Annotated in this window: 19 protein-coding genes; 8 read left to right on the top strand and 11 right to left on the bottom strand. The window is 63.4% G+C overall.

Translation table 11 applies throughout. The features are described from left to right. Window positions 1-45: 45 nt before the first annotated feature. The 4 genes from WIN67_RS05360 to WIN67_RS05345 all read right to left on the bottom strand — a co-directional run bounded on the left by WIN67_RS05360 (window position 46) and on the right by WIN67_RS05345 (window position 2,038). Window positions 46-513, bottom strand: a complete 468-nt coding sequence (locus WIN67_RS05360; protein ID WP_339070730.1) for a preQ0 transporter — start codon at window positions 511-513, stop codon at window positions 46-48. 132 nt (window positions 514-645) lie between these two features. Then, window positions 646-861, bottom strand: coding sequence for a DUF1289 domain-containing protein (locus WIN67_RS05355; RefSeq protein WP_102861292.1), 216 nt, complete (start codon window positions 859-861; stop codon window positions 646-648). Next, window positions 858-1,382, bottom strand: a complete 525-nt coding sequence (locus WIN67_RS05350; RefSeq protein WP_102878493.1) for a gamma carbonic anhydrase family protein — start codon at window positions 1,380-1,382, stop codon at window positions 858-860. Before WIN67_RS05350 ends, WIN67_RS05355 begins: the two co-directional genes overlap by 4 nt. Before the next feature lie 56 nt (window positions 1,383-1,438). After that, complete coding sequence (locus WIN67_RS05345; protein ID WP_102878492.1) at window positions 1,439-2,038, bottom strand: CoA pyrophosphatase; 600 nt, start codon at window positions 2,036-2,038, stop codon at window positions 1,439-1,441. Window positions 2,039-2,184: 146 nt separating this feature from the next. Between WIN67_RS05345 and WIN67_RS05340 the strand changes: the two genes are divergently transcribed. From WIN67_RS05340 to nagE, 7 genes are all read left to right on the top strand, one after another. Beyond that, complete coding sequence (locus WIN67_RS05340) at window positions 2,185-2,736, top strand: NUDIX hydrolase (protein ID WP_102878491.1); 552 nt, start codon at window positions 2,185-2,187, stop codon at window positions 2,734-2,736. Window positions 2,737-2,785: 49 nt separating this feature from the next. After that, on the top strand, window positions 2,786-3,289 hold the full coding sequence (locus WIN67_RS05335) for a L,D-transpeptidase family protein (RefSeq protein WP_102861288.1): 504 nt from the start codon (window positions 2,786-2,788) through the stop codon (window positions 3,287-3,289). 274 nt (window positions 3,290-3,563) lie between these two features. Beyond that, window positions 3,564-4,295: a GntR family transcriptional regulator gene (locus WIN67_RS05330; protein WP_102861287.1), complete on the top strand. Its 732-nt coding sequence runs from the start codon at window positions 3,564-3,566 to the stop codon at window positions 4,293-4,295. A gap of 29 nt (window positions 4,296-4,324) precedes the next feature. Further along, window positions 4,325-5,431 carry an N-acetylglucosamine-6-phosphate deacetylase gene (gene nagA, locus WIN67_RS05325; protein WP_110652316.1) on the top strand — a complete coding sequence of 369 codons (1,107 nt, stop codon included), beginning with the start codon at window positions 4,325-4,327 and terminating at the stop codon, window positions 5,429-5,431. After that, window positions 5,412-6,434, top strand: a complete 1,023-nt coding sequence (locus WIN67_RS05320; protein WP_253083721.1) for an SIS domain-containing protein — start codon at window positions 5,412-5,414, stop codon at window positions 6,432-6,434. The genes nagA and WIN67_RS05320 overlap by 20 nt, the downstream gene beginning before the upstream one ends. A gap of 27 nt (window positions 6,435-6,461) precedes the next feature. Further along, a complete protein-coding gene (ptsP, locus tag WIN67_RS05315; RefSeq protein WP_339070729.1) occupies window positions 6,462-8,984 on the top strand; it encodes a phosphoenolpyruvate--protein phosphotransferase in 2,523 nt (840 codons plus the stop codon). Window positions 8,985-9,006: 22 nt separating this feature from the next. Next, window positions 9,007-10,713, top strand: coding sequence for an N-acetylglucosamine-specific PTS transporter subunit IIBC (gene nagE / locus WIN67_RS05310; protein WP_339070728.1), 1,707 nt, complete (start codon window positions 9,007-9,009; stop codon window positions 10,711-10,713). A 123-nt stretch (window positions 10,714-10,836) separates the two neighbouring features. Here nagE and WIN67_RS05305 read toward each other — a convergent pair whose 3' ends face one another. Continuing rightward, entirely contained in the window at window positions 10,837-11,148 is a 312-nt protein-coding gene (locus tag WIN67_RS05305) for a YqfO family protein (RefSeq protein ID WP_016967836.1), read from the bottom strand. A gap of 5 nt (window positions 11,149-11,153) precedes the next feature. Further along, window positions 11,154-15,050 carry a phosphoribosylformylglycinamidine synthase gene (purL, locus tag WIN67_RS05300; protein WP_339070727.1) on the bottom strand — a complete coding sequence of 1,299 codons (3,897 nt, stop codon included), beginning with the start codon at window positions 15,048-15,050 and terminating at the stop codon, window positions 11,154-11,156. Window positions 15,051-15,336: 286 nt separating this feature from the next. Here purL and mltF point away from each other — a divergent pair, with 286 nt between their 5' ends. After that, the gene (mltF, locus tag WIN67_RS05295) at window positions 15,337-16,797 is read left to right on the top strand and encodes a membrane-bound lytic murein transglycosylase MltF (RefSeq protein ID WP_102878484.1); all 1,461 of its coding nucleotides are present in this window, start codon (window positions 15,337-15,339) and stop codon (window positions 16,795-16,797) included. A gap of 64 nt (window positions 16,798-16,861) precedes the next feature. Here the strand turns inward: mltF and pdxJ are convergent, their stop codons facing one another. From pdxJ to lepB, 5 genes are all read right to left on the bottom strand, one after another. Beyond that, on the bottom strand, window positions 16,862-17,608 hold the full coding sequence (pdxJ, locus tag WIN67_RS05290; RefSeq protein WP_047301928.1) for a pyridoxine 5'-phosphate synthase: 747 nt from the start codon (window positions 17,606-17,608) through the stop codon (window positions 16,862-16,864). Window positions 17,609-17,740: 132 nt separating this feature from the next. Then, the gene (recO, locus tag WIN67_RS05285) at window positions 17,741-18,430 is read right to left on the bottom strand and encodes a DNA repair protein RecO (protein ID WP_102861279.1); all 690 of its coding nucleotides are present in this window, start codon (window positions 18,428-18,430) and stop codon (window positions 17,741-17,743) included. A gap of 118 nt (window positions 18,431-18,548) precedes the next feature. Continuing rightward, window positions 18,549-19,451, bottom strand: a complete 903-nt coding sequence (gene era / locus WIN67_RS05280) for a GTPase Era (RefSeq protein ID WP_016967829.1) — start codon at window positions 19,449-19,451, stop codon at window positions 18,549-18,551. Next, window positions 19,444-20,133, bottom strand: a complete 690-nt coding sequence (gene rnc, locus WIN67_RS05275) for a ribonuclease III (RefSeq protein ID WP_102861278.1) — start codon at window positions 20,131-20,133, stop codon at window positions 19,444-19,446. The genes era and rnc overlap by 8 nt, the downstream gene beginning before the upstream one ends. A 216-nt stretch (window positions 20,134-20,349) precedes the next feature. After that, window positions 20,350-21,204, bottom strand: a complete 855-nt coding sequence (gene lepB, locus WIN67_RS05270; protein ID WP_102861277.1) for a signal peptidase I — start codon at window positions 21,202-21,204, stop codon at window positions 20,350-20,352. Window position 21,205 lies beyond the last annotated feature (1 nt).

Below are 21,205 nucleotides of genomic sequence, written 5' to 3'. Positions count from 1 at the left end.
CATGGGGAAAGAGCGCGGCATTTTACATGAACCGCAGCCTTTGGCTCAGCCGGCGCACGCCGCTTTGCGCAAACGCCAGGCCATCGCCAGCCAGACCACGGTGACCCCGGCGAACTTCGACCCCAGGGCGGTCAGCACGACCCCGGGGGTCAGCGCATCGATCATGCCGTAGAAGATGAAGGTATCCAGGGGAATGCTCAGGGCCGAACTGATCCACAGGCGATCATGCAGGGACCGCTTGGTGATGCTGAACACCAGCCAGTCGATGCATTCCGAGACGGCGAATGCCGTGGCACTGGCCAGAGCAATGGTCGGGTCGGAGGTGACATAGGACAACACCAGGGCTGCCAGCATGGCGACGATGGCGCCATGGCCGAAGCGAGTCTGCACCATGTCCCTCAGGACAAACACCAGCCCGCCCCAGGCCGACCAGACGATATCCAGTTGCGGCGCGACGGAAAAGGCGTAATTGATCAGCACGACGCTGCTGATATAGGCGATCAGGAAAAGCATGGGGGCCAAGGGTACCTATCGGGAAGGAGCACAGGTTACTGCAGGCCCGGGGTTGGGCCAAGAAACCCTTGCGCCGGCAAGCTGGCTCCTAAGCATCGCCTGCGGGAGCTGGCTTGCCGGCGAACGGGCGGATCAGCTCGCCGAGCTGGAGCCGATCATCCACAGCAAGCCACTGGATTTGGCTCGCTCATGGCACAGGGCCAGGACTGCGCGGCGCTCGCTGTTGTCCATGCGACTCCAGCGGGTGATTTCATCCACCGTGCGCTGACAGCCGGTGCAGATGTCCTGCTCATCCAGGGCACAGATGCTCACGCAAGGCGAGGCGACGGGTCTTTCAGGGGCGGTCATTGTTCTTGCTCAACCAGGTCTCGGGCATAACGTTGAGCATTATGAACGTAGTGGGCGGCGCTGGCTTCGAGCATTTTCTTCTGTGCCTCGGTCAGTTCGCGAACCACTTTGCCCGGCGAGCCCATGACCAGCGAACCGTCAGGTATTTCCTTGCCTTCGCCGATCAACGAATTGGCGCCGATGATGCAGTTCTTGCCGATCTTTGCGCCATTGAGAATGACCGCGTTGATACCAATCAGGCTGTAATCGCCCACGGTGCAGCCATGCAGCATGGCGTTATGGCCGATGGTCACGCCGGTGCCCAGGGTCAGTGGAAAGCCCATGTCGGTGTGCATCACGGCACCGTCCTGGACGTTGCTGTGCTTGCCGATCAGGATCAGTTCGTTGTCGCCACGCAGCACGGCGTTGAACCACACACTGGCCCCCTCTTCCAGCTTGACCTTACCCACCAAGGTGGCGTTCGGGGCCACCCAGCTCTGTGGATGGGTGTCGACTCGGGCGTCGCCCAGGCGGTATTTCATCTTGTTGTCCTTATGGTTCAGGCAGCCGCGGGTTTATGCCATGCCAAGCCATGGCTTCAGGTGTCGATAAAGGTTTTCGGCGGGTGATGCAGGCTGATCTTGGCGTCGTACAACAGGTTGACCAGTTCGACCACCATGATCGCGGTCAGACCCCAGATCTTGTACTCGCCGAAGCGGTAGCTTGGGACGTACCAACTGCGGCCCTGATAGTCGATGCGGTGGGTGTGTTCACGGGGGTCCTGGCGAAAGAACTCCAGAGGGACGCTGAAAACGGCAGCGATCTCGGCATCATTGGCCTGGTATTCGACATAGTCGGGAATCACCCCGACGTAGGGTGTGACCTTGATCCCGTGCAGGGAAATCAGTGGGCTCAAGGGGCCGATGACTTCCACCAGTCCCGGCGGCAGGCCGATCTCTTCTTCGGCCTCCCGTAGCGCGGTGAAGATCAGGTCCGGGTCTTCCGGATCGCGCCGGCCACCGGGGAAGGCCACTTCACCACCATGGGTCGAAAGCCCGCTGGCGCGCAGGGTCAGCACCAGCTCCGGTTCATCGCTGCGGGTGATGGGCACCAGCACCGCAGCCTCGGGAAAACGTCGGTCGGTCTCCAGCGTTCTTGGCGTGTAATGGCTTACCCGATGAAGTAGCTCGTCCAGCATGAGGCATCTCGATCTGTTGGCTACCGTGCATCATGCACCAATCCAATCGGTGGCCCAACCCCTGCTCTCGGGCATGTCGCTTAACGACAACTTGCCGACAATCGGGCGGCGCGCCAAGATAGCCCCAGCCTTTTCGGATACCCCACATGAAATTTTGCAGCCAGTGCGGCAACCCGGTGATCCAGCGCATTCCCGAAGGCGACTCGCGCCTGCGCTTCGTCTGCGATCACTGCCAGACCATCCACTACCAGAACCCCAACATCGTCGCTGGCTGCCTGGCCACCTGGGAGGGCAAGGTATTGCTCTGCCGTCGCGCCATCGAACCGCGCCTGGGCTACTGGACCCTGCCGGCGGGTTTCATGGAGAACGGCGAGACCGTGGAACAGGCGGCCATCCGCGAAACCTACGAGGAAGCCTGTGCCCGGGTACGCAACCTGAACCTCTACACCTTGATCGACGTGCCGCACATCAGCCAGGTGCATGTGTTCTTTCGCGCCGAACTGGCCGACCTGGACTTCGCCGCCGGTCCCGAGAGCCTGGAGGTGCAGCTGTTCGACGAAGCCGATATCCCTTGGTCCGAGCTGGCTTTCCGCACCGTCGGTCGTACCTTAGAATGCTTCTTCGCTGACCGGCGGGCACAGGCATTTGCCGTGCGCTCCGAATCCATTCCGCCGCTCTCTCAGCCTGCCATCAGTTAAACAATAAAAACGTGCACGGACTCTGTGCGCGCCTGGGGATATCGTGTCAATGCGCTGGTTGCTTGCCCTGCTGTGCTGTTCCGTCGTCACTCTGTCTCAGGCCTCCACGGTGGAAACCCTGGACGGCAAGGTCATCGAAAAGGTCCTGGTGCTCAAGTCCGCCCATCAACTGCAGTTGATCAATGGCGGCAAGCCACTGAAAACCTATCGGATTTCCCTGGGCAAGAAGCCCAAGGGGCCCAAGCTCATGGAAGGCGATAAACGTACCCCCGAAGGCCTCTACTGGCTCGACTGGCGCAAGACCAGCGACCGCTACAACCTGGCCATGCACATCTCCTACCCGAACATCACCGATGCCGCCCGCTCGCGTCGCGAAGGGGTCAATCCCGGCGGCATGATCATGATCCATGGCACTCCAGACACCGAAGAGTTTCCCGAGCAGTACTTCCACACCCTGGACTGGACCGACGGCTGCATCGCCATGCGCAATGTCGACATGCGCGAAGTCTGGAGTCTGGTCAAAGACGGCACCCTGATCGAAATTCGCCCTTAATCCCTCCAGCACAAAAAATATTTTCCTCCCCGCCGCCCTCCCCCGGCGCGCATACCACTTGGCGACCCGCCCCGGGTCGCCACCTCGAGCTATAGCCTTCGCGGCCAGACCTGCCTAATACCACTTCAATCCTTTATCCTCCTAAGCACCCCGAAAGCGCCCGATCTACTGCACCTCCACCTGATAGGTGGCGTTGACATGGTATTTAAGTGGTATTAGTTTTTCGGCATTACCGGGCGACAACAACCTCATAACCGCATCGGAAAACCTACAGATGAATCACCTCCTGACCCTGCGTCCCGACGACACTCAGCCGACCCCGCTGTACCTGCAACTGGCTCGCAACCTGGAAGCGGCGATTCACTCCGGCCAATGGAAAGCCGAGCAGGCGCTGCCTTCGGAACGCAACCTCAGCGAACTGCTGGGCATCTCCCGGGTGACTGCGCGCAAGGCCCTGGAAGTCCTCTTCGAACGAGGCCTGATTCGTCGCAGCCAGGGCTCGGGCACCTTTATCACTCCACGCCTGGAACAACCCCTGTCGCGCCTTTCCGGGTTCAGCGAAATGCTGCGCCTCAAAGGTTTCGTCCCCGGCTCGCAATGGCTGGAACGCACACTGACCCCGCCGACCCACGAAGAGCTGATCCGCCTCGGCCTGTCGCCCAACGACAAGGTGGCGCGCCTCAAGCGCCTGCGCAAAGCCGACGATGCGGTCATGGCGATCGAGATGAGTACCTTGCCGGCCAGCATCATTGCCCAGCCCGAGGCCGTCGGCGATTCGCTCTACGAGTACCTCGACAGCATCGGCCGTCCCGTGGTCCGGGCCCTGCAGCACATCCAGGCGATCAACGCGTCAGACGAATTCGCCGCCCTGGTGGGCATCGCCCCCGGCACCGCGATGCTGCTGATGACCCGGGTCGGCTACCTGGAAGACAACACGCCGATCGAAGTCACCGACACCTATTGCCGCAACGACTACTACGACTTCGTCGCCGAACTGCGACGCTGAATCCGCCCCCTGGAGCCAGAGAAACGCCCATGTCCGAAGACAACATCCTCACGCCCCAAGGCTGGGTCCGTGGCCGCCTGATCCATGAGCACGGCAAAGTCGTCGCCATCGAAGGCAGCCCCTGCGACCCGGCGGACAACGACCTGCCCTACCTGCTACCGGGCTTCATCGACCTGCACGTCCACGGCGGTGGCGGCAAGGACGTCATGCAAGGCCGCACAGCCTTCGAGACCATCACCCGTACCCATGTGCGTTTCGGCACCACCTCGCTGCTGGCCACCACCATGACCGCCCCCAGCGAAGAAATCAGCCAGGTTCTGGCTGAGCTTGGAACCTACGCCGAGCAGCGCCCCCAGGGCTGCGCCCGGGTCCTCGGTGTGCACCTGGAAGGCCCGTACATCAATCCCGGCAAGCTCGGTGCACAACCCAACTTCGCCCACACCGCGCTCATGGCGGAAGTGGAGAAGTACCTGCAACTGGCGCCCATCCGGGTGATCACCATTGCCCCGGAAATCGCCGGCCACGACGCCCTGATCCGTGCTCTCAGCGCGCGTGGCGTGCGCATGCAGATCGGCCACACCCTGGGCAGCTACGAAGAAGGCGTGGCCGCCCTCGCCGCCGGCGCCACCAGCTTCACTCACCTGTACAACGCCATGAGCCCGCTGCATCACCGCGAACCCGGCATCGTCGGTGCGGCCCTGGCCCACGCCCAGTACGCCGAGCTGATCCCCGACCTGCTGCACGTGCACCCCGGCGCCATGCGCGTGGCCCTGCGCTCGATCCCCTGCCTGTATTGCGTCACCGACTCCACCGCGGCCGCCGGCATGCCCGACGGTGAGTACAAGCTGGGCAGCCACACCGTGACCAAGTGCCTGGGCGGCGTGCGCCTGCCGGACGGCACCCTGGCCGGCAGCACCCTGACCATGGACCAGGCCCTGCGCAATCTGGTGAAGATCGGCCTGCCCCTGGCGGACGCTTCCCAACGCCTGTCGCAATTTCCCGCCGACTACCTCGGCATCCCTGAACGCGGCCGTCTGCAACCTGGCAGCTGGGCCGACAGCGTGCGCCTGGACCGCGCACTCACACTGACCGCCGTCATGGTCGAAGGAGAAGACATTGACTTCAAAAATGCTTGAAGAGGCCCTGTCCTCGCACGCTGCCGTAAGCAGTCAACTGCAGCACCTGGATGCGTCGCTGCTCGAAGTCGCCGGCCGCCTGCGTCGCCAGCCGCCACAAGTGGCCATGACCGTGGCCCGGGGCAGTTCCGACCATGCCGCCAGCTACTTCGCCTACCTGACCATGCAACAGGTGGGCATCCCGGTGGCCTCATTGCCGATGTCCGTGGTGACCATGCAACAGGCCCCCCTGCGGGTCAGCGGCCAGGCGGTGTTCGCCTTCTCGCAATCGGGCCAGAGCCCGGACCTGGTGAACAGCGTGCGCCTGCTGCGCAAGCGCGGTGCCCTGAGCGTGGCCATGGTCAATGCGCAAAACAGCCCTCTGGAGGCCGCCAGCGAATTCTCCCTGCCGCTGTACGCCGGTGCCGAACAGAGCGTGGCCGCTACCAAGAGCTTCATTGCCACCCTCAGCGCCAGCGCCCGCCTGATCGGTCACTGGAACGAGGACAGCCATCTGCTGGAAGCCGGCCTGGCGCTGCCCGAAGGCTTGCAGCAGGCCGCGACCCAGGACTGGGACCTGGCGGTCAACGCCCTGCGCGATTGCCAGCGGCTGATGGTCATCGGCCGCGGTGCCGGCTTCGCCATCGCCCAGGAAGCCGCGCTCAAGCTCAAGGAGACCTCGGCGATCCAGGCCGAAGCCTTCAGCAGCGCCGAAGTGCGCCACGGCCCGATGGCCCTGATCGACCACAACTACCCGTTGCTGGTGTTTGCCCCCCGGGGCGCGGAACAGGGCGGTTTGCTGAGTCTCGCAGCCGACATGCGCCAGCGCGGCGCCAAGGTGCTGCTGGCGGCACCGGATGACATCGGCGAACGGGACCTGACCCTGAGCCGCGCGGAACACCCGGCGCTGGACCCGATCCTGGCGATCCAGAGTTTCTATGTGATGGCCGCCGGCCTGGCCGAGGCCCGCAGCATGGACCCCGACCAGCCGCGTCACCTGAGCAAAGTGACCCGCACGCACTAAGCCCTTTTGATCGATGAGTACTGCGCCATGCACAACAACAATAACGACCTGACGCTCAGTGCCCCCCTCAGCGGGCCTGTCCTGCCGCTACACAGCGTCCCCGACCCGGTATTCGCCAGTGGCGCCATGGGTGACGGGATTGCCATCGACCCGCTCAACGACACCCTGCACGCCCCTTGCGCCGGTGAAGTGATCCAAGTGGCGCGCACCGGGCACGCCGTGACCCTGCGGGCAGCCAATGGTGTCGAACTGCTGCTGCACCTGGGCCTGGACACGGTCGAACTGCAAGGTGAAGGGTTTGCCCTGCTGGTGGAGCAAGGCCAGCAGGTCTGCGCCGGCCAGCCCCTGCTGCGGGTTGACCTGGACTATGTGGCGCAGCATTGCCGAAGCCTGATCAGCCTGTTGATCCTGACCAACGGCGAGAGCTTCGACCTGCGCCCCCTGCCCCTGTCCGCGGTCAAGGTGGGCGAGCCCTTGCTGCACATCAGCCGACGCGCCAACGCTGGCCCTCAGCCGCTGGCGCAAGAGCCATCCGAGCAGCAGGCCAGCGCCCGGATCAAAGTGGCCCATCGCGGCGGCCTGCATGCCCGCCCAGCCGCCCTGGTGCGCCAGACCGCCCTGGGTTTCAACAGCCATTCGCAACTGACCTTCAAGGACAAGAGCGCCCCCTGCACCAGCCTGATCGCCCTGATGAGCCTGGGTATCGGTGAACAGGATGAAGTGCTGGTCAATTGCCAGGGCGCCGATTGCCAGGACGCCTTGCAGGCGATGCTGCTGACCCTCGGTACCGCCATGGCCGCAGATGCCCATGGCGAAACCCCGGCACCGGCACCGGTCGCCCAACGCCCCGTGGAAGAGGGCGTGCTGCCGGGCGTCTGCGCCGCGCCGGGCCTGGTGTGCGGGCCATTGGTGCGGCTCAACGCCATGGTCCTGGCAGAGGATCATGACCAGCATCCGCCCGGGCCCCAACGGCAAGCATTGAGTGCTGCCCTGGAGCAGGTGCGCGGAGAAATCCGCCACACCCTGGAGCAGGCCCGGCAACGCCGCGACCAGCAGGAACAGGACATCTTCAGCGCCCACCTGGCCCTGCTCGAAGACCCGACCTTGCTGGACGCCGCCGAAGCCGCCATTGCCCGGGGCCGCGCAGCCACCCACGCCTGGAGCGCGGCGATTGCCGAGCAATGCCAGATCCTGCAGCAACTGGGCAGTGCACTGCTGGCCGAACGCGCCAACGACCTGCGAGACCTGCAGCAACGCGTGCTGCGGGCCTTGCTGGGCGAAGACTGGCACTACGACCTGCCACCCGGAGCGATCGTCGCCGCCGAGGAGTTGACCCCCTCCGACCTGCTGCAACTCAGCGCCCAGGGCGTAGCCGGGCTGTGCATGGCCGCCGGCGGCGCCACCTCCCATGTGGCGATCCTCGCCCGCGGCAAAGGCCTGCCCTGTCTGGTGGCCATGGGTCCGGAAGTGCTGGGCCTGGACGGCGACCACCAGGTGGTGCTGGATGCCGACGGCGGGCGCCTGGAACTGGCACCCGGCCCGCAGCGCATCGCACAGGTGCAACAGGCTGGTGAAACCCTACGCCAGCGCCGTGCACTGCAACAGCAAAAAGCCCATGAGTCCGCCCTGACCCAGGACGGCCAGCAGATCGAGGTGGCAGCCAACGTGGCTTCCAGCAATGAAGCCAGGGACGCCCACCAGGGGGGCGCCGATGGCGTCGGCCTGCTGCGCACCGAGTTCCTGTTCGTCGATCGCCTGACCGCTCCAGATGAAGCCGAGCAGCTACAGGCCTATCAAGCGGTGCTGGATGCCATGGGCGACAAGCCGGTGATCATCCGCACCATCGATGTTGGCGGCGACAAGCAACTGGACTACCTGCCTCTGCCAGTGGAAGCCAACCCGGTGCTGGGCCTGAGGGGCATCCGCCTGGCTCAGGCCCGCCCGGAACTGCTGGACCAGCAACTGCGGGCGCTGCTCCAGGTTCGCCCAGTGCAGCGCTGCCGGATCATGCTGCCAATGGTCACCGAAGTGGCCGAACTGCTGCATATCCGTCAGCGCCTGGATCGGCTCGCGGTGGAGCTGGGACTGAGCCAGCGCCCGGAGTTGGGGGTGATGATCGAAGTACCGGCTGCCGCGCTGATGGCCGAGCAACTGGCGGAACACGCCGACTTCCTGTCCATCGGCACCAATGACCTGTCCCAGTACACCCTGGCCATGGACCGCGACCACGCTGGCCTGGCAGCCCGGGTCGATGCCCTGCACCCCGCCCTGCTGCGGCTGATCGCTCAGACCTGTGCCGGCGCCAAGCGCCACGGACGCTGGGTCGGGGTTTGCGGTGCACTGGCTTCCGATCCGCTGGCCACCCCCGTCCTGATTGGCCTGGGGGTCAGCGAGCTGTCGGTCAGCCCGCCTCAGGTCGGCGAGATCAAGGACCGGGTTCGCCAACTGGACGCCGGCCAATGCCGCCACCTCAGCCAACCGCTGCTCAACCTGCCCGGCGCCACCGCAGTCCGTCAGGCCTGCGAACGGCTTTGGCCTCTGCACTCATAACAAGAATTCCAGGAGAGACGCCATGTACCAGTATTTCATCGAGGGCCTGCAACGCCTCGGCCGGGCGCTGATGCTACCCATTGCCATCCTGCCGATTGCCGGCCTGCTGCTGCGCCTAGGTGACACCGATCTGCTGAACATTCCCATCATCCACGATGCCGGACAGTCGATCTTCGGCAACCTGGCGCTGATCTTCGCCATCGGCATCGCCGTGGGCTTTGCCAAGGACAACAACGGCACCGCCGGACTCGCCGGGGCCATTGGCTACCTGGTCATGATCTCGACCCTCAAGGTGCTGGACGCCAGCATCAACATGGGCATGCTCGCCGGGATCATCAGCGGGCTGATGGCCGGCGCGCTGTACAACCGCTTCAAGGACATCAAACTGCCGGAGTACCTGGCGTTCTTCGGCGGTCGGCGCTTCGTGCCCATCGCCACCGGCTTTACCGCCGTGGGCCTGGGGGTGGCGTTCGGTCTGATCTGGCCGCCAATCCAGCACGGCATCAACAGCTTTGGCCAATTGCTGCTGGAGAGCGGCAGCTTCGGCGCCTTCGTCTTCGGTGTGTTCAATCGCCTGCTGATCGTCACCGGCCTGCACCACATCCTCAACAACATGGCCTGGTTCATCTTTGGCAGTTTCACCGACCCGAGCACCGGCGCGGTGGTCACTGGCGACCTGACCCGCTATTTCGCCGGCGACCCCAAAGGCGGCCAGTTCATGACCGGGATGTTCCCGGTGATGCTGTTCGGCCTGCCCGCCGCCTGCCTGGCGATGTACCGCAACACCCGGCCGGAGCGGCGCAAGGTGATGGGCGGGATCTTCCTGTCCATGGCCCTGACCTCCTTTCTGACCGGGGTCACCGAGCCCATCGAATTCGCCTTCATGTTCCTCGCGCCCCTGTTGTATCTGGTGCATGCACTGCTGACGGGCGTGGCCATGGCCCTGACCAATCTGCTGAACATCCACCTGGGCTTCACCTTCTCCGGTGGCGCCATCGACATGGCCCTGGGCTGGGGCCGCTCCACCAATGGCTGGAAGGTGTTTCCGGTGGGGCTGCTGTATGCAGTGGTGTACTACCTGGTGTTCGACTTCTGCATCCGCCGCTTCAACCTGAAGACACCGGGACGCGAAGACAGCCCCTCCGGCGAGAAGTCCGAACTCAACGCCGATCAGCGTGCCGCGGCCTACATCAAGGCCCTGGGCGGTGCGAGCAACCTGATCACTGTCGGCGCTTGCACCACGCGCCTGCGCCTGGAACTGGCGGATCGCAGCCTCGCTGTGGACGCCGAACTGAAAACCTTGGGCGCCATGGCTGTGGTACGCCCCGGCAAGGGCGGCAGTTTGCAGGTGGTGGTGGGACCGATGGCCGACAGCATTGCCGACCAGATCCGCCTGGCGCTGCCAACCTCGGCCACTGTCAGGGTGACGCCGACGCCTGTAAAAGCCGCACAGCAGATCGACATTTCCAACCAGGAAGCCCAGCAGTGGCTCAGTGCTCTGGGTGGTCGGGAAAATCTGTTGCAGATGGATTGCGTGGCCCTGACCCGGTTGCGGGTGCAACTCAGTGACAGCCGCAGCCTGTCGGAGTCGGCGCTCAATGCCCTGGGCTGCCAGGGTACGCGGCGCCTGGAGGGGGATGTCTGGCACGTGCTGATTGGCGAGAAGGCCGAAGGATTGCAGGCCGCTCTGCAAACGCTGCTGCACGAGAAGGTGGAGGCGAGCGCCTGAAGCCGTCTTCGCCGGCAAGCCGGCACCTACACCGTTCCTATAGGTGCCGGCCTGCCTGAAAAGGCCCACAAAAAAGCCCGCTGACCGTCTCCGGTGCAGCGGGCTTTTTATCGGTGGATAACCTCAGAACGCTTCCAGACGCCAGACTTCATAGGCCGGCGTCTCGTAGGGATGGCTCTGCTTGAGGGCCGCCACTGCATCAGCAATCAGTTCATCGGCCACCACCAGCTCGACTTTCCATTCCTCCACTCGCTCCACCTGCCCGGTCTGTCCGAGAAACGGCTGGCTGCCGTCCAACGGGCGAAACTGGCCCTGGCCGAGCACCTGCCAGGCGCACTGGTCATAGGCGCCGATACGTCCGCCACCGGCGGCAAACACGGCACTCTTGACCAACTCCACATGGCTGGGAGGGACGAAGAAGCTGAGCTTGTACATCAGTCTCAGTTCACCCAGGCGCGAGCGTTGCGGAACATGCGCATCCACGCCGCGTCTTCGTTCCAGTCATCCGGACGCCAGGAGTTCTGCACGGCACGGAACACCCGCTCAGGGTGCGGCATCATGATGGTGACGCGACCGTCGCGGCTGGTGAGGCCGGTGATCCCGCGCGGCGAGCCGTTCGGGTTGGCCGGGTAACGCTCGGTGACCTTGCCATGGTTGTCGACGAAGCGCAGGGCCACGCAACCGGACAGATCGGCTTCCAGCAGCGCCTCTTCGCTTTCGAACTCCGCATGACCTTCACCGTGGGCGATGGCAATCGGCATCCGCGAACCGGCCATGCCCTGGAGGAAGATCGAGTTCGACTCCTGGACCTGGACCATGGCCACCCGGGCTTCGAACTGCTCGGAGCGGTTGCGCACGAAGTGCGGCCAGAACTCGCTGCCCGGGATCAGCTCGTGCAGGTTGGACATCATCTGGCAACCGTTGCACACACCCAGGGTGAAGCTGTCGGTACGTTCGAAGAAGCCCTGGAAGGCATCCCGCGCGCGGCTGTTGAACAGCGCCGACTTGGCCCAGCCTTCACCGGCACCCAGTACGTCGCCGTAGGAGAAGCCGCCGCAGGCAACCATGCCCTTGAAGTCGTTGAGATCGACACGACCGGCGAGGATATCGCTCATGTGCACGTCGATAGCGTTGAAGCCGGCGCGGTCGAAAGCCGCAGCCATTTCCACCTGGCCGTTGACGCCCTGCTCACGCAGCACCGCCACCTGGGGACGCACGCCTTTCTTGATGTAAGGCGCGGCGATGTCCTGGTTGACGTCGAAGCCCAGCTTGACGCTCAGGCCCGGGTTGTCTTCTTCCAGCAGGACGTCGAATTCCTGCTCGGCGCACTCGGCGTTGTCCCGCAGGCGCTGGATCTGGTAGCTGGTTTCTGCCCACTGACGCTGCAGCAGACGACGCTGGCCGGTGAATACGCTTTCGCCGTTGTAGGAGATGCTCACTTCACCGTTGTTGATCGGCTGGCCGATCACGGCCACGCAGTCGCCCAGGCCGGCAGCGCTGAACTGGGCCAGCACGTCAGGAGTGGCGTCCTGACGCACCTGGATAACCGCACCCAGTTCTTCGTTGAACAGGATGGCGGGGATTTCCGCAGCGTTTTCCGCGACAGCGTCGAGGCTCAGGTTCAGGCCGCAGTGACCGGCGAAGGCCATTTCCACGGCAGTGACCAGCAGACCGCCATCGGAACGGTCGTGGTAGGCCAGCAGGTGACCGTCGGCGTTGAGGCCCTGGATCACTGCGAAGAAGGCTTTCAGGTCTTCGGCGTCATCGACGTCCGGCGCTTGCTTGCCGAGCTTGCCGTGGGTCTGGGCCAGGATCGAGGCGCCCATGCGGTTCTGACCGCGACCGAGGTCGATCAGGATCAGGTCGGTGGTGCCCTTGTCCATGCGCAGTTGCGGGGTCAGGGTCTGACGAATGTCCGCGACTGGTGCGAAGCCAGTGACGATCAGCGACAGCGGCGAGGTGACGCTCTTGTCCACGCCCTCTTCGTTCCAGCGGGTGGCCATGGACATCGAGTCCTTGCCCACCGGGATGGTGATGCCCAACTCTGGGCACAGCTCCATGCCCACCGCCTTGACGGTGTCGTACAGACGCGCATCTTCGCCCGGGTGGCCGGCAGCCGACATCCAGTTGGCGGAGAGCTTGATGTCGCTGATCTTGTTGATCCGCGACGCTGCGATGTTGGTCAGGGTCTCGCCGATGGCCATGCGGCCGGACGCCGGGGCATCCAGCAGGGCCAGCGGAGTGCGCTCGCCCATGGCCATGGCTTCACCGGTGTAGACGTCGAAGCTGGTGGCGGTCACGGCCACGTCGGCCACCGGCACCTGCCACGGGCCGACCATCTGGTCGCGAGCCACGAGGCCGGTGATGGTGCGGTCACCGATGGTGATCAGGAAGCTCTTGCTGGCCACGGCCGGGTGGTGCAGGACGCGCTCGATGCTCTCGGCGATATCCAGGGTGCTTGGATCGAAATCATCACCCAACTCGGTTTCCCGAACCGCCGAACGGTGCATGCGCGGGGCCTTGCCCAGCAGCACTTCCAGCGGCATGTCCACCGGGCTGTTGCCGAAGTGGCTGTCGGTCACGGTCAGCTGTGGCTCGGCAGTGGCTTCGCCGACCACCGCGAATGGGCAGCGCTCGCGCTCGCAGATGGCCTTGAAGCGCTCGAAGTCTGCCGCGCCCACCGCCAGGACATAACGCTCCTGGGATTCGTTGGACCAGATTTCGTGCGGGGCCATGCCCGGTTCGTCGTTGGGAATGTTGCGCAGTTCGAAGCGACCGCCACGGCCGCCGTCGTTGACCAGTTCCGGGAAGGCGTTGGACAGGCCGCCGGCACCCACGTCGTGGATGAAGCTGATGGGGTTGTTGTCCCCCAGTTGCCAGCAACGGTCGATGACTTCCTGGCAACGGCGTTCCATTTCCGGGTTTTCACGTTGTACCGAAGCAAAATCCAGGTCCGCCGAGCTGGTGCCGGTGGCCATGGAGGATGCCGCGCCGCCGCCCAGGCCGATGAGCATGGCCGGGCCGCCGAGGACGATCAGCTTGGAGCCGACGGTGATCTCGCCTTTCTGCACGTGTTCGTCACGGATATTGCCCATGCCGCCTGCCAGCATGATCGGCTTGTGGTAACCACGAACTTCATCGCCACGAGGCGTGGTAATGGATTGCTCGAAGGTACGGAAATAACCGGTCAGGGCCGGACGGCCGAATTCGTTGTTGAACGCAGCGCCGCCCAGTGGGCCTTCGATCATGATGTCGAGGGCGGTGACGATGCGCTCTGGCTTGCCATACGGCACTTCCCACGGCTGCTCGAAGCCCGGGATCTGCAGGTTGGACACGGTAAAACCGGTGAGGCCGGCTTTCGGCTTGGCGCCGCGACCGGTAGCACCTTCGTCACGGATTTCGCCGCCGGAACCGGTGGAGGCGCCAGGGAATGGAGCAATGGCAGTCGGGTGGTTGTGGGTCTCGACCTTCATCAGGATGTGCACCGGCTCCTGCACCGCGCCGTACTGGCGGGTTTCAGGGTTCGGGTAGAAACGCCCGGCAACCGAACCGACGATGACCGCCGCGTTGTCCTTATAAGCAGAAAGCACACCTTCGCTGTGCATCTGATAGGTGTTCTTGATCATGCCGAACAGGCTTTTTTCCTGGCTCTGGCCGTCGATGTCCCAACTGGCGTTGAAAATCTTGTGGCGACAGTGCTCGGAGTTGGCCTGGGCGAACATCATCAGTTCGATGTCGTGGGGATTACGCTTGAGGCCCTGGAAGGCGTTCATCAGGTAATCGATTTCGTCTTCGGCCAGGGCCAGGCCCAGTTCGCTGTTGGCTTTTTCCAACGCGGCGCGACCACCGCCGAGAATGTCGATGGCCGTCAGCGGCTTGGGTTCGGCGTGGCTGAACAAGCCGGCAGCCTGCTCCAGGTTACCCACGACGATCTGAGTCATGCGATCGTGCAGCGCTTCGGCGATCAACTGCGCGTCAGCGTCGCTGAACTCACCGGCGACGTAGAAAGCGATACCACGTTCCAGGCGCTGGATCTTCGCCAGGCCACAGTTACGGGCGATGTCGCTGGCCTTGCTCGACCAGGGCGAGATGGTGCCGAAACGCGGCAGGACCAGGAACAGACGGCCGGTCGGCTCTTGTACCGGAACACTTGGGCCGTACTTCAGAAGGCGCGCAAGCACCTGCTGTTCGTCGCCGGTCAGGACGCCGGTGACTTCGGCGAAGTGAGCGAATTCAGCATACAAGCCACTGACAGCCGGAACCTTCTGGCTCAGTTGCTCAAGGAGTTTGCTGTGGCGAAAGGCAGAAAGGGCAGGAGCGCCGCGCAGGATCAACATCTTCGGGACAGCCTCGGGAAGGGGGTGTGCTTTGAGGCCGTGCATTCTAACGTAAACCGTTGGCATCGGCACTCGAAACGCAAACCGGGGTGCCCCCGGACGTCGGCCCAGACCCGACGGCCTATAACAAAGGCTCATCAAGGTCATTGCCGTAGGTTATTTTAATCGTCATATAGACGGCCGAAGCCCCATTCTTGAGGCCTCCAGCCCAGGCCACCCGGCGCTAGCAGACAAGCCCTTCGCTGTCGAGATATGGCGGCCGTTATCCTTTGCGTATACTGCGCCAATGTTTTCCCCTATGGCTTTACGTCCGCGCTGCGCCAAGTGGCTCATCGTAACCGGACTCTTCCTGATGCTCGGCGCCTGTGTTGAGAAACCCAGCACCCTTGAGCGCGTAAAGGAGGATGGCGTGCTGCGGGTGATCACCCGTAACAGCCCCGCCACCTACTTTCAGGACCGCAACGGCGAAACCGGCTTCGAGTACGAGCTAGTGAAGCGCTTCGCCGATGATCTGGGGGTGGAGCTGAAGATCGAGACCGCCGACAACCTCGACGATCTGTTCAACCAACTGGGTCAACCCAAGGGCCCGGTGCTGGCCGCCGCCGGCCTGGTCGGCAGCGAAAAGCGCAAGCAGCAAGTCCGGTTTTCCCATCCGTATCTGGAAGTCACCCCGCAAGTCATCTATCGCAATGGCCAGTCCCGGCCCACCAGCGCACAGAACCTGGTGGGCAAGCGCATCATGGTGCTCAAGGGCAGCAGTCACGCAGAGCAACTGGCGGAGCTCAAGCTCAAGTACCCCGGGATCGAATACGAAGAGTCCGACGCCGTGGAAGTCGTGGACCTGCTGCGCATGGTGGACGAGGGACAGATCGACCTGACCCTGGTGGACTCCAACGAACTGGCGATGAACCAGGTGTACTTCCCCAAGGTGCGGGTGGCCTTCGACCTCGGGGACGCCCGCAGCCAGAGTTGGGCCGTGGCCGCCGGTGACGACAATAGCCTGCTCAACGAAATCAACAGCTTCCTCGACAAAGTCGAGAAGAACGGCACCCTGCAACGCCTCAAGGACCGCTATTACGGTCACGTGGACGTGCTCGGCTATGTCGGCGCCTACACCTTCGCCCAGCACCTGCAGCAGCGCCTGCCCAAGTACGAGAAGCACTTCAAGGCCTCGGCCAAACAGGAAAAGGTCGACTGGCGACTCCTGGCGGCCGTGGGTTACCAGGAATCCATGTGGCAGGCCGAGGTCACCTCCAAGACCGGCGTGCGCGGGCTGATGATGCTGACCCAGAACACCGCCCAGGCCATGGGCGTGTCCAACCGCCTGGACCCCAAGCAGAGCATCAGCGGCGGCGCCAAGTACCTGGCCTACATCAAGCAACAACTGGACGACAAGATCGAGGAGCCGGACCGTACCTGGTTCGCTCTCGCCGCCTACAACGTCGGCACCGGCCACCTGGACGACGCCCGCAAGCTGGCGGAACGGGAAGGCCTGAACCCGAACAAGTGGCTGGATGTGAAGAAGATGCTGCCGCGGCTGTCGCAGAAGCAGTGGTACAGCAAGACCCGCTATGGCTATGCCCGAGGCGGCGAGCCGGTGCATTTCGTGGCCAACATCCGGCGCTACTACGACATCCTGACCTGGGTGACCCAGCCGCAGCTGGAAGGCGATCAGGTCGCCGAGGGCAACCTGCACGTCCCAGGGGTCAACAAGACCAAGCCGACGGAAGACAATCCGCCGCTCTGAAAACCTTCGCCGGCAAGCCGGCTCCTACAGAGGTTGCAGGAATCAGCTTGCCGGCGAAGAGCACTCAGGCCTTGGCTGCAGCCGCCAGGATCAGCGCTTTCATCTCGGCTACCGCTCCCTTGAAACCGACGAACAGGGCATGAGCCACCAGGGCATGGCCGATGTTCAGCTCATTGATGCCCTTGATCGCCGCCACCGCTTCAACGTTGTGGTAATGCAGGCCATGGCCGGCATTGACGATCAGCCCCTGGGCCAAACCTACGGCAACCCCGTCGACGATACGCTGCAGCTCATCGGCCACTTCACTCGGCGTCTGGGCATCGGCATAACGCCCTGTGTGCAGCTCGATGGCCGGCGCGCCAACGCGCTTGGAGGCCTCGATCTGACGCTCGTCAGCGTCGATAAACAGGGACACTTCGGCACCGATTTTCGACAAGCGCTCCACCGCCGCCTTGATCCGCGCTTCCTGCCCGGCCACGTCAAGCCCGCCTTCAGTGGTCAGCTCCTGGCGGGTTTCCGGCACCAGGCAGATATGCGCCGGGCGGATGCGCTCGGCAAAAGCCATCATTTCTTCGGTAACACCCATCTCGAAATTCATGCGGGTCTGCAGCACGTCCTTGAGCAGCAGCACGTCGCGCTCCTGGATATGCCGACGGTCTTCGCGCAGGTGCACGGTGATGCCGTCGGCGCCCGCTTCTTCAGCGTCCAGCGCGGCCTTGACCGGGTCCGGGTAACGAGTGCCGCGGGCCTGACGCAGGGTGGCAACGTGATCGATGTTCACGCCGAGAAGAATGCGATTGCTGGTGGTCACGAAAGCGCTCCTGAGTAAATGAAGATTCGGCGCACAGCATACGGGGAGAACAGGGTCCGTTGCCATTTGCGCGAACGCACAATGGCGGCGCCAGATGGACTACCGATGCCGACGGCCAAACAACAGCCAGGCTCAAGGCTTGCGAAACAGCTCGCGACTGACCAGGGGCCGGCCGCCCAGATGCACTGCCAGGGCCTGGCGCATCAGGCGCTTGGCTGCCGACAACGCGCCAGGAGCGCTCCAGTCGGCCTCGGCCATGGCCAACAGCTCGGTGCCATTGAACAGACCCGGCTGCAGCAGGAACACCTGCTCCAGTCCGGCATCCACCTGCAGGCGATACAGCCCATCGGCAGCGATGGGCGCGCCGTGGATGTCGCTGTCCAGGGCGAAGCCGTAGCCCAGATCGTCCAGCAGGCGCCACTCAAAGGCCCGCAGCAGGGGCTCCAGGGGCCGGCCTTCGGCCAGGGCCAGCAAGGTGGCGGCGTAGTGGTCGAATACCGCCGGATGGGGATCTTCCGCCGGCAGCAGGCGGATCAGCAGTTCATTCAGATACAGACCACTGAACAGCGCTTCGCCATTGAGCCAGGATGCGATGCCGGCACTTTCCATGCGCCCGACGTTCTTCAGCTCGCCGCGGCCGCGAAACTCGACTTCCAGAGGAACAAAGGGGCGCGCCAGGGTACCGGCCTTGCCCCGTGCGTTGCGCAGCACAGCGCGCAGGCGACCTTGGGGGGTAAGGAAATCCACCAATGCACTGCTTTCGCGGTAGGCGCGGCTGTGCAGGACGTAGGCAAGTTGGCCGACTGGAGCGGTGCTGGACATGGTTGCGAGGGATCTCAGGGGCAGAGAGGGAACCGGGTCCGAAGAAGGGGTTGTAGCTGTTCGCCGGCAAGCCGGCTCCTACAGGGCGCTGCAGGAGCCGGCTGGCCGGCGAAGGGCGTCAGAGGTCGCCGTAGCCCAGGGAGCGCAAGGCGCGCTCGTCATCGGACCAGCCGCCCTTGACCTTGACCCAGAGGTTGAGCATGACCTTGGAGTCGAACAGCAGCTCCATGTCCTTGCGCGCTTCCATGCCGATGCGTTTGATCCGCTCACCCTTGTCGCCAATGATGATTTTCTTCTGTCCGTCGCGCTCGACGAGAATCAAGGCATGAATATGCAGGGTCTTGCCCTGCTGCTTGAACTCTTCGATTTCCACGGTGATCTGGTACGGCAGCTCGGCACCCAGCTGGCGCATGATCTTCTCGCGCACCAGTTCGGCCGCCAGGAAACGGGAACTGCGGTCGGTGATCTGGTCTTCCGGGAAGAAGTGGTCGTTCTCCGGCAGGTGCTTGGCGATCAGGCCTTCCAGGGCTTCGAGGTTGTGCCCCTGCTGCGCGGAAACAGGCACGATCTCGGCATTCGGCAGTTGCTCCTGCAGCCAGGCCAGGTGCGGCATCAGCTCGGCCTTGTCCTCGATGCGGTCGGTCTTGTTGATCGCCAGGATCACCGGCCCCTGCACGTACTGGACACGCTCAAGGACCAACTGGTCCTCGTCGGTCCACTTGGTGCGGTCCACCACGAAGATCACCACGTCCACGTCTTTCAAGGCCGCCGAAGCGGTCTTGTTCATGTAGCGGTTCAGCGCCTTCTCGTTGCTCTTGTGCATGCCGGGGGTGTCGACATAGATCGCCTGGATGGCGCCTTCGGTCTTGATCCCGAGCATGTTGTGGCGTGTGGTCTGAGGCTTGCGCGAGGTGATCGCCAGCTTCTGGCCGAGGATATGGTTGAGCAGCGTCGACTTGCCCACATTGGGGCGGCCGACGATGGCGACATAGCCACAGCGTGTTGCGGTTGAATCAGTCATGGCCATTCTCCACGCCCAGGGCAATCAGTGCTGCGGCGGCCGCTACCTGTTCGGCAATACGACGGCTCACACCCTGACCTCGGCTTTTTTCATTCAATAAGGTGACTTCACATTCAACGAAGAATGTCCGGCAGTGCGGTTCGCCCTGGATATCCACCACTTCGTAGCGTGGCAGTTCACAGGCGCGAGACTGGAGGAACTCCTGCAGCCGGGTCTTGGGGTCCTTGTTGGTGTCCACCAGGGTCAGGCTCTCGAACTCCGAGGCCAGCCAGGACAACACGCGGTCACGGGCGGTTTCCATGCCGGCGTCCAGGTAGATCGCACCAATCAGGGCTTCCAGGGCATCGGCGAGGATCGACTCACGACGGAAACCGCCGCTCTTCAATTCGCCGGAGCCCAGGCGCAGGTATTCGCCCAGGTCGAAACCACGGGCCAGTACTGCCAGTGTTTCACCTTTCACCAAGCGTGCGCGCAAACGCGACAGCTGGCCTTCGCGGGCCTGGGGGAAACGCTCGAACAACGCCTCGCCGGCCACGAAGTTGAGGATGGCATCACCGAGGAATTCCAGGCGTTCATTGTTGCGCCCGGCAAAGCTGCGATGGGTGAGGGCCAGAAGCATCAGTTCCTGGTCCTTGAAGGTATAACCGAGCTGACGCTCGAGACGGCTCAAAGAAACGCTCACGGTTTACCCACGCTGATTTCGTTGCCGAAACTCACCATCCTAGGGGCCGCGCACGAGGTGCGGGTGGCAATTAACGCTGTGTTCAAATCCACATCCTGAATATCGTTGACTGCATGCTTCTGGTCACAAAGCTGTTACGCGATGCCCGAGGGCAAGGGCGTTTTATACAAGAGCCAGAAAAGCATTCGGCGCTGTGTTCAACAGCGCCGTGTGTGATTACTTGATCAGGCCAACCCGCGAGAAGTTCGGCAGGTGGCTGAGTTTCGGTTCGGGCCAGCTCATCCAGACTGCGAAGGCCTTGCCGACGATATTCTTGTCGGGAACCATGCCCAGCAGATCCTTGGGAATACTTGGATCGTCCCAGTAGCGACTGTCGTTGGAGTTGTCGCGGTTGTCGCCCATCATGAAGTAGTGCCCGGCGGGAACCACCCAGCGCCCGTCCGGAGCGGGCCGATAGCGACTCATTTCCTTGCGGATCAAGTGCTCGGCGGCACCGAGTTTTTCCTTGTACAGCTCAGCGCTGCCCAGGGTGCCGGGTTCAGCCCCGACCAACTGCTCCGCCACCGGCTGACCGTTGACGAACAAGCGTTTGTCGCTGGTGTAGCGCACTTCATCGCCCGGCAGGCCGACCACACGCTTGATGTAGTTGACGTTCGGGTCGCTTGGGTAGCGGAACACCATCACATCGCCGCGCTGCGGATCACCGACTTCGATGACTTTCTTGTCGATCACCGGCAAGCGAATCCCGTAAGAAAACTTGTTCACCAGGATGAAGTCGCCCACATCCAGGGTCGGCTTCATCGAGCCCGACGGAATCTGGAACGGTTCCACCAGGAACGAACGCAGCACCAGGACGATGAACAGCACCGGAAAGAACGACTTGCCGTACTCAACCAGCAGCGGTTCCTTGCTCAGCTTTTCGACCACCAGCCCATCCGGCTGGCTGACGCTGCCCTGATAGTTGGCGATGGCCGAGCGCCGACGCGGTGCCAGAAACACCAGGTCGAGCAACGCCAAGAGACCGCAGACAAAGACAGCGATGACCAGCAACAGCGGGAAATTTAGTGACATA

The sequence above is a fragment of the Pseudomonas idahonensis genome (assembly GCF_037903935.1).
Lineage (GTDB): Bacteria > Pseudomonadota > Gammaproteobacteria > Pseudomonadales > Pseudomonadaceae > Aquipseudomonas > Aquipseudomonas danubii.
The sequence above is the reverse complement of the archived record's forward strand: the minus strand, read 5'-3'. Positions and strand labels throughout refer to the sequence as shown.

Excerpts from the sequence above, each read along its gene's own strand:
- WIN67_RS05360 (WP_339070730.1), bottom strand. The coding sequence starts at position 513 with ATGCTTTTCCTGATCGCCTATATCAGCAGCGTCGTGCTGATCAATTAC.
- WIN67_RS05355 (WP_102861292.1), bottom strand. The coding sequence starts at position 861 with ATGACCGCCCCTGAAAGACCCGTCGCCTCGCCTTGCGTGAGCATCTGT.
- WIN67_RS05350 (WP_102878493.1), bottom strand. The coding sequence starts at position 1,382 with ATGAAATACCGCCTGGGCGACGCCCGAGTCGACACCCATCCACAGAGC.
- WIN67_RS05345 (WP_102878492.1), bottom strand. The coding sequence starts at position 2,038 with ATGCTGGACGAGCTACTTCATCGGGTAAGCCATTACACGCCAAGAACG.
- WIN67_RS05340 (WP_102878491.1), top strand. The coding sequence starts at position 2,185 with ATGAAATTTTGCAGCCAGTGCGGCAACCCGGTGATCCAGCGCATTCCC.
- WIN67_RS05335 (WP_102861288.1), top strand. The coding sequence starts at position 2,786 with ATGCGCTGGTTGCTTGCCCTGCTGTGCTGTTCCGTCGTCACTCTGTCT.
- WIN67_RS05330 (WP_102861287.1), top strand. The coding sequence starts at position 3,564 with ATGAATCACCTCCTGACCCTGCGTCCCGACGACACTCAGCCGACCCCG.
- nagA (WP_110652316.1), top strand. The coding sequence starts at position 4,325 with ATGTCCGAAGACAACATCCTCACGCCCCAAGGCTGGGTCCGTGGCCGC.
- ptsP (WP_339070729.1), top strand. The coding sequence starts at position 6,462 with ATGCACAACAACAATAACGACCTGACGCTCAGTGCCCCCCTCAGCGGG.
- nagE (WP_339070728.1), top strand. The coding sequence starts at position 9,007 with ATGTACCAGTATTTCATCGAGGGCCTGCAACGCCTCGGCCGGGCGCTG.
- WIN67_RS05305 (WP_016967836.1), bottom strand. The coding sequence starts at position 11,148 with ATGTACAAGCTCAGCTTCTTCGTCCCTCCCAGCCATGTGGAGTTGGTC.
- purL (WP_339070727.1), bottom strand. The coding sequence starts at position 15,050 with ATGTTGATCCTGCGCGGCGCTCCTGCCCTTTCTGCCTTTCGCCACAGC.
- mltF (WP_102878484.1), top strand. The coding sequence starts at position 15,337 with ATGTTTTCCCCTATGGCTTTACGTCCGCGCTGCGCCAAGTGGCTCATC.
- recO (WP_102861279.1), bottom strand. The coding sequence starts at position 18,430 with ATGTCCAGCACCGCTCCAGTCGGCCAACTTGCCTACGTCCTGCACAGC.
- era (WP_016967829.1), bottom strand. The coding sequence starts at position 19,451 with ATGACTGATTCAACCGCAACACGCTGTGGCTATGTCGCCATCGTCGGC.
- lepB (WP_102861277.1), bottom strand. The coding sequence starts at position 21,204 with ATGTCACTAAATTTCCCGCTGTTGCTGGTCATCGCTGTCTTTGTCTGC.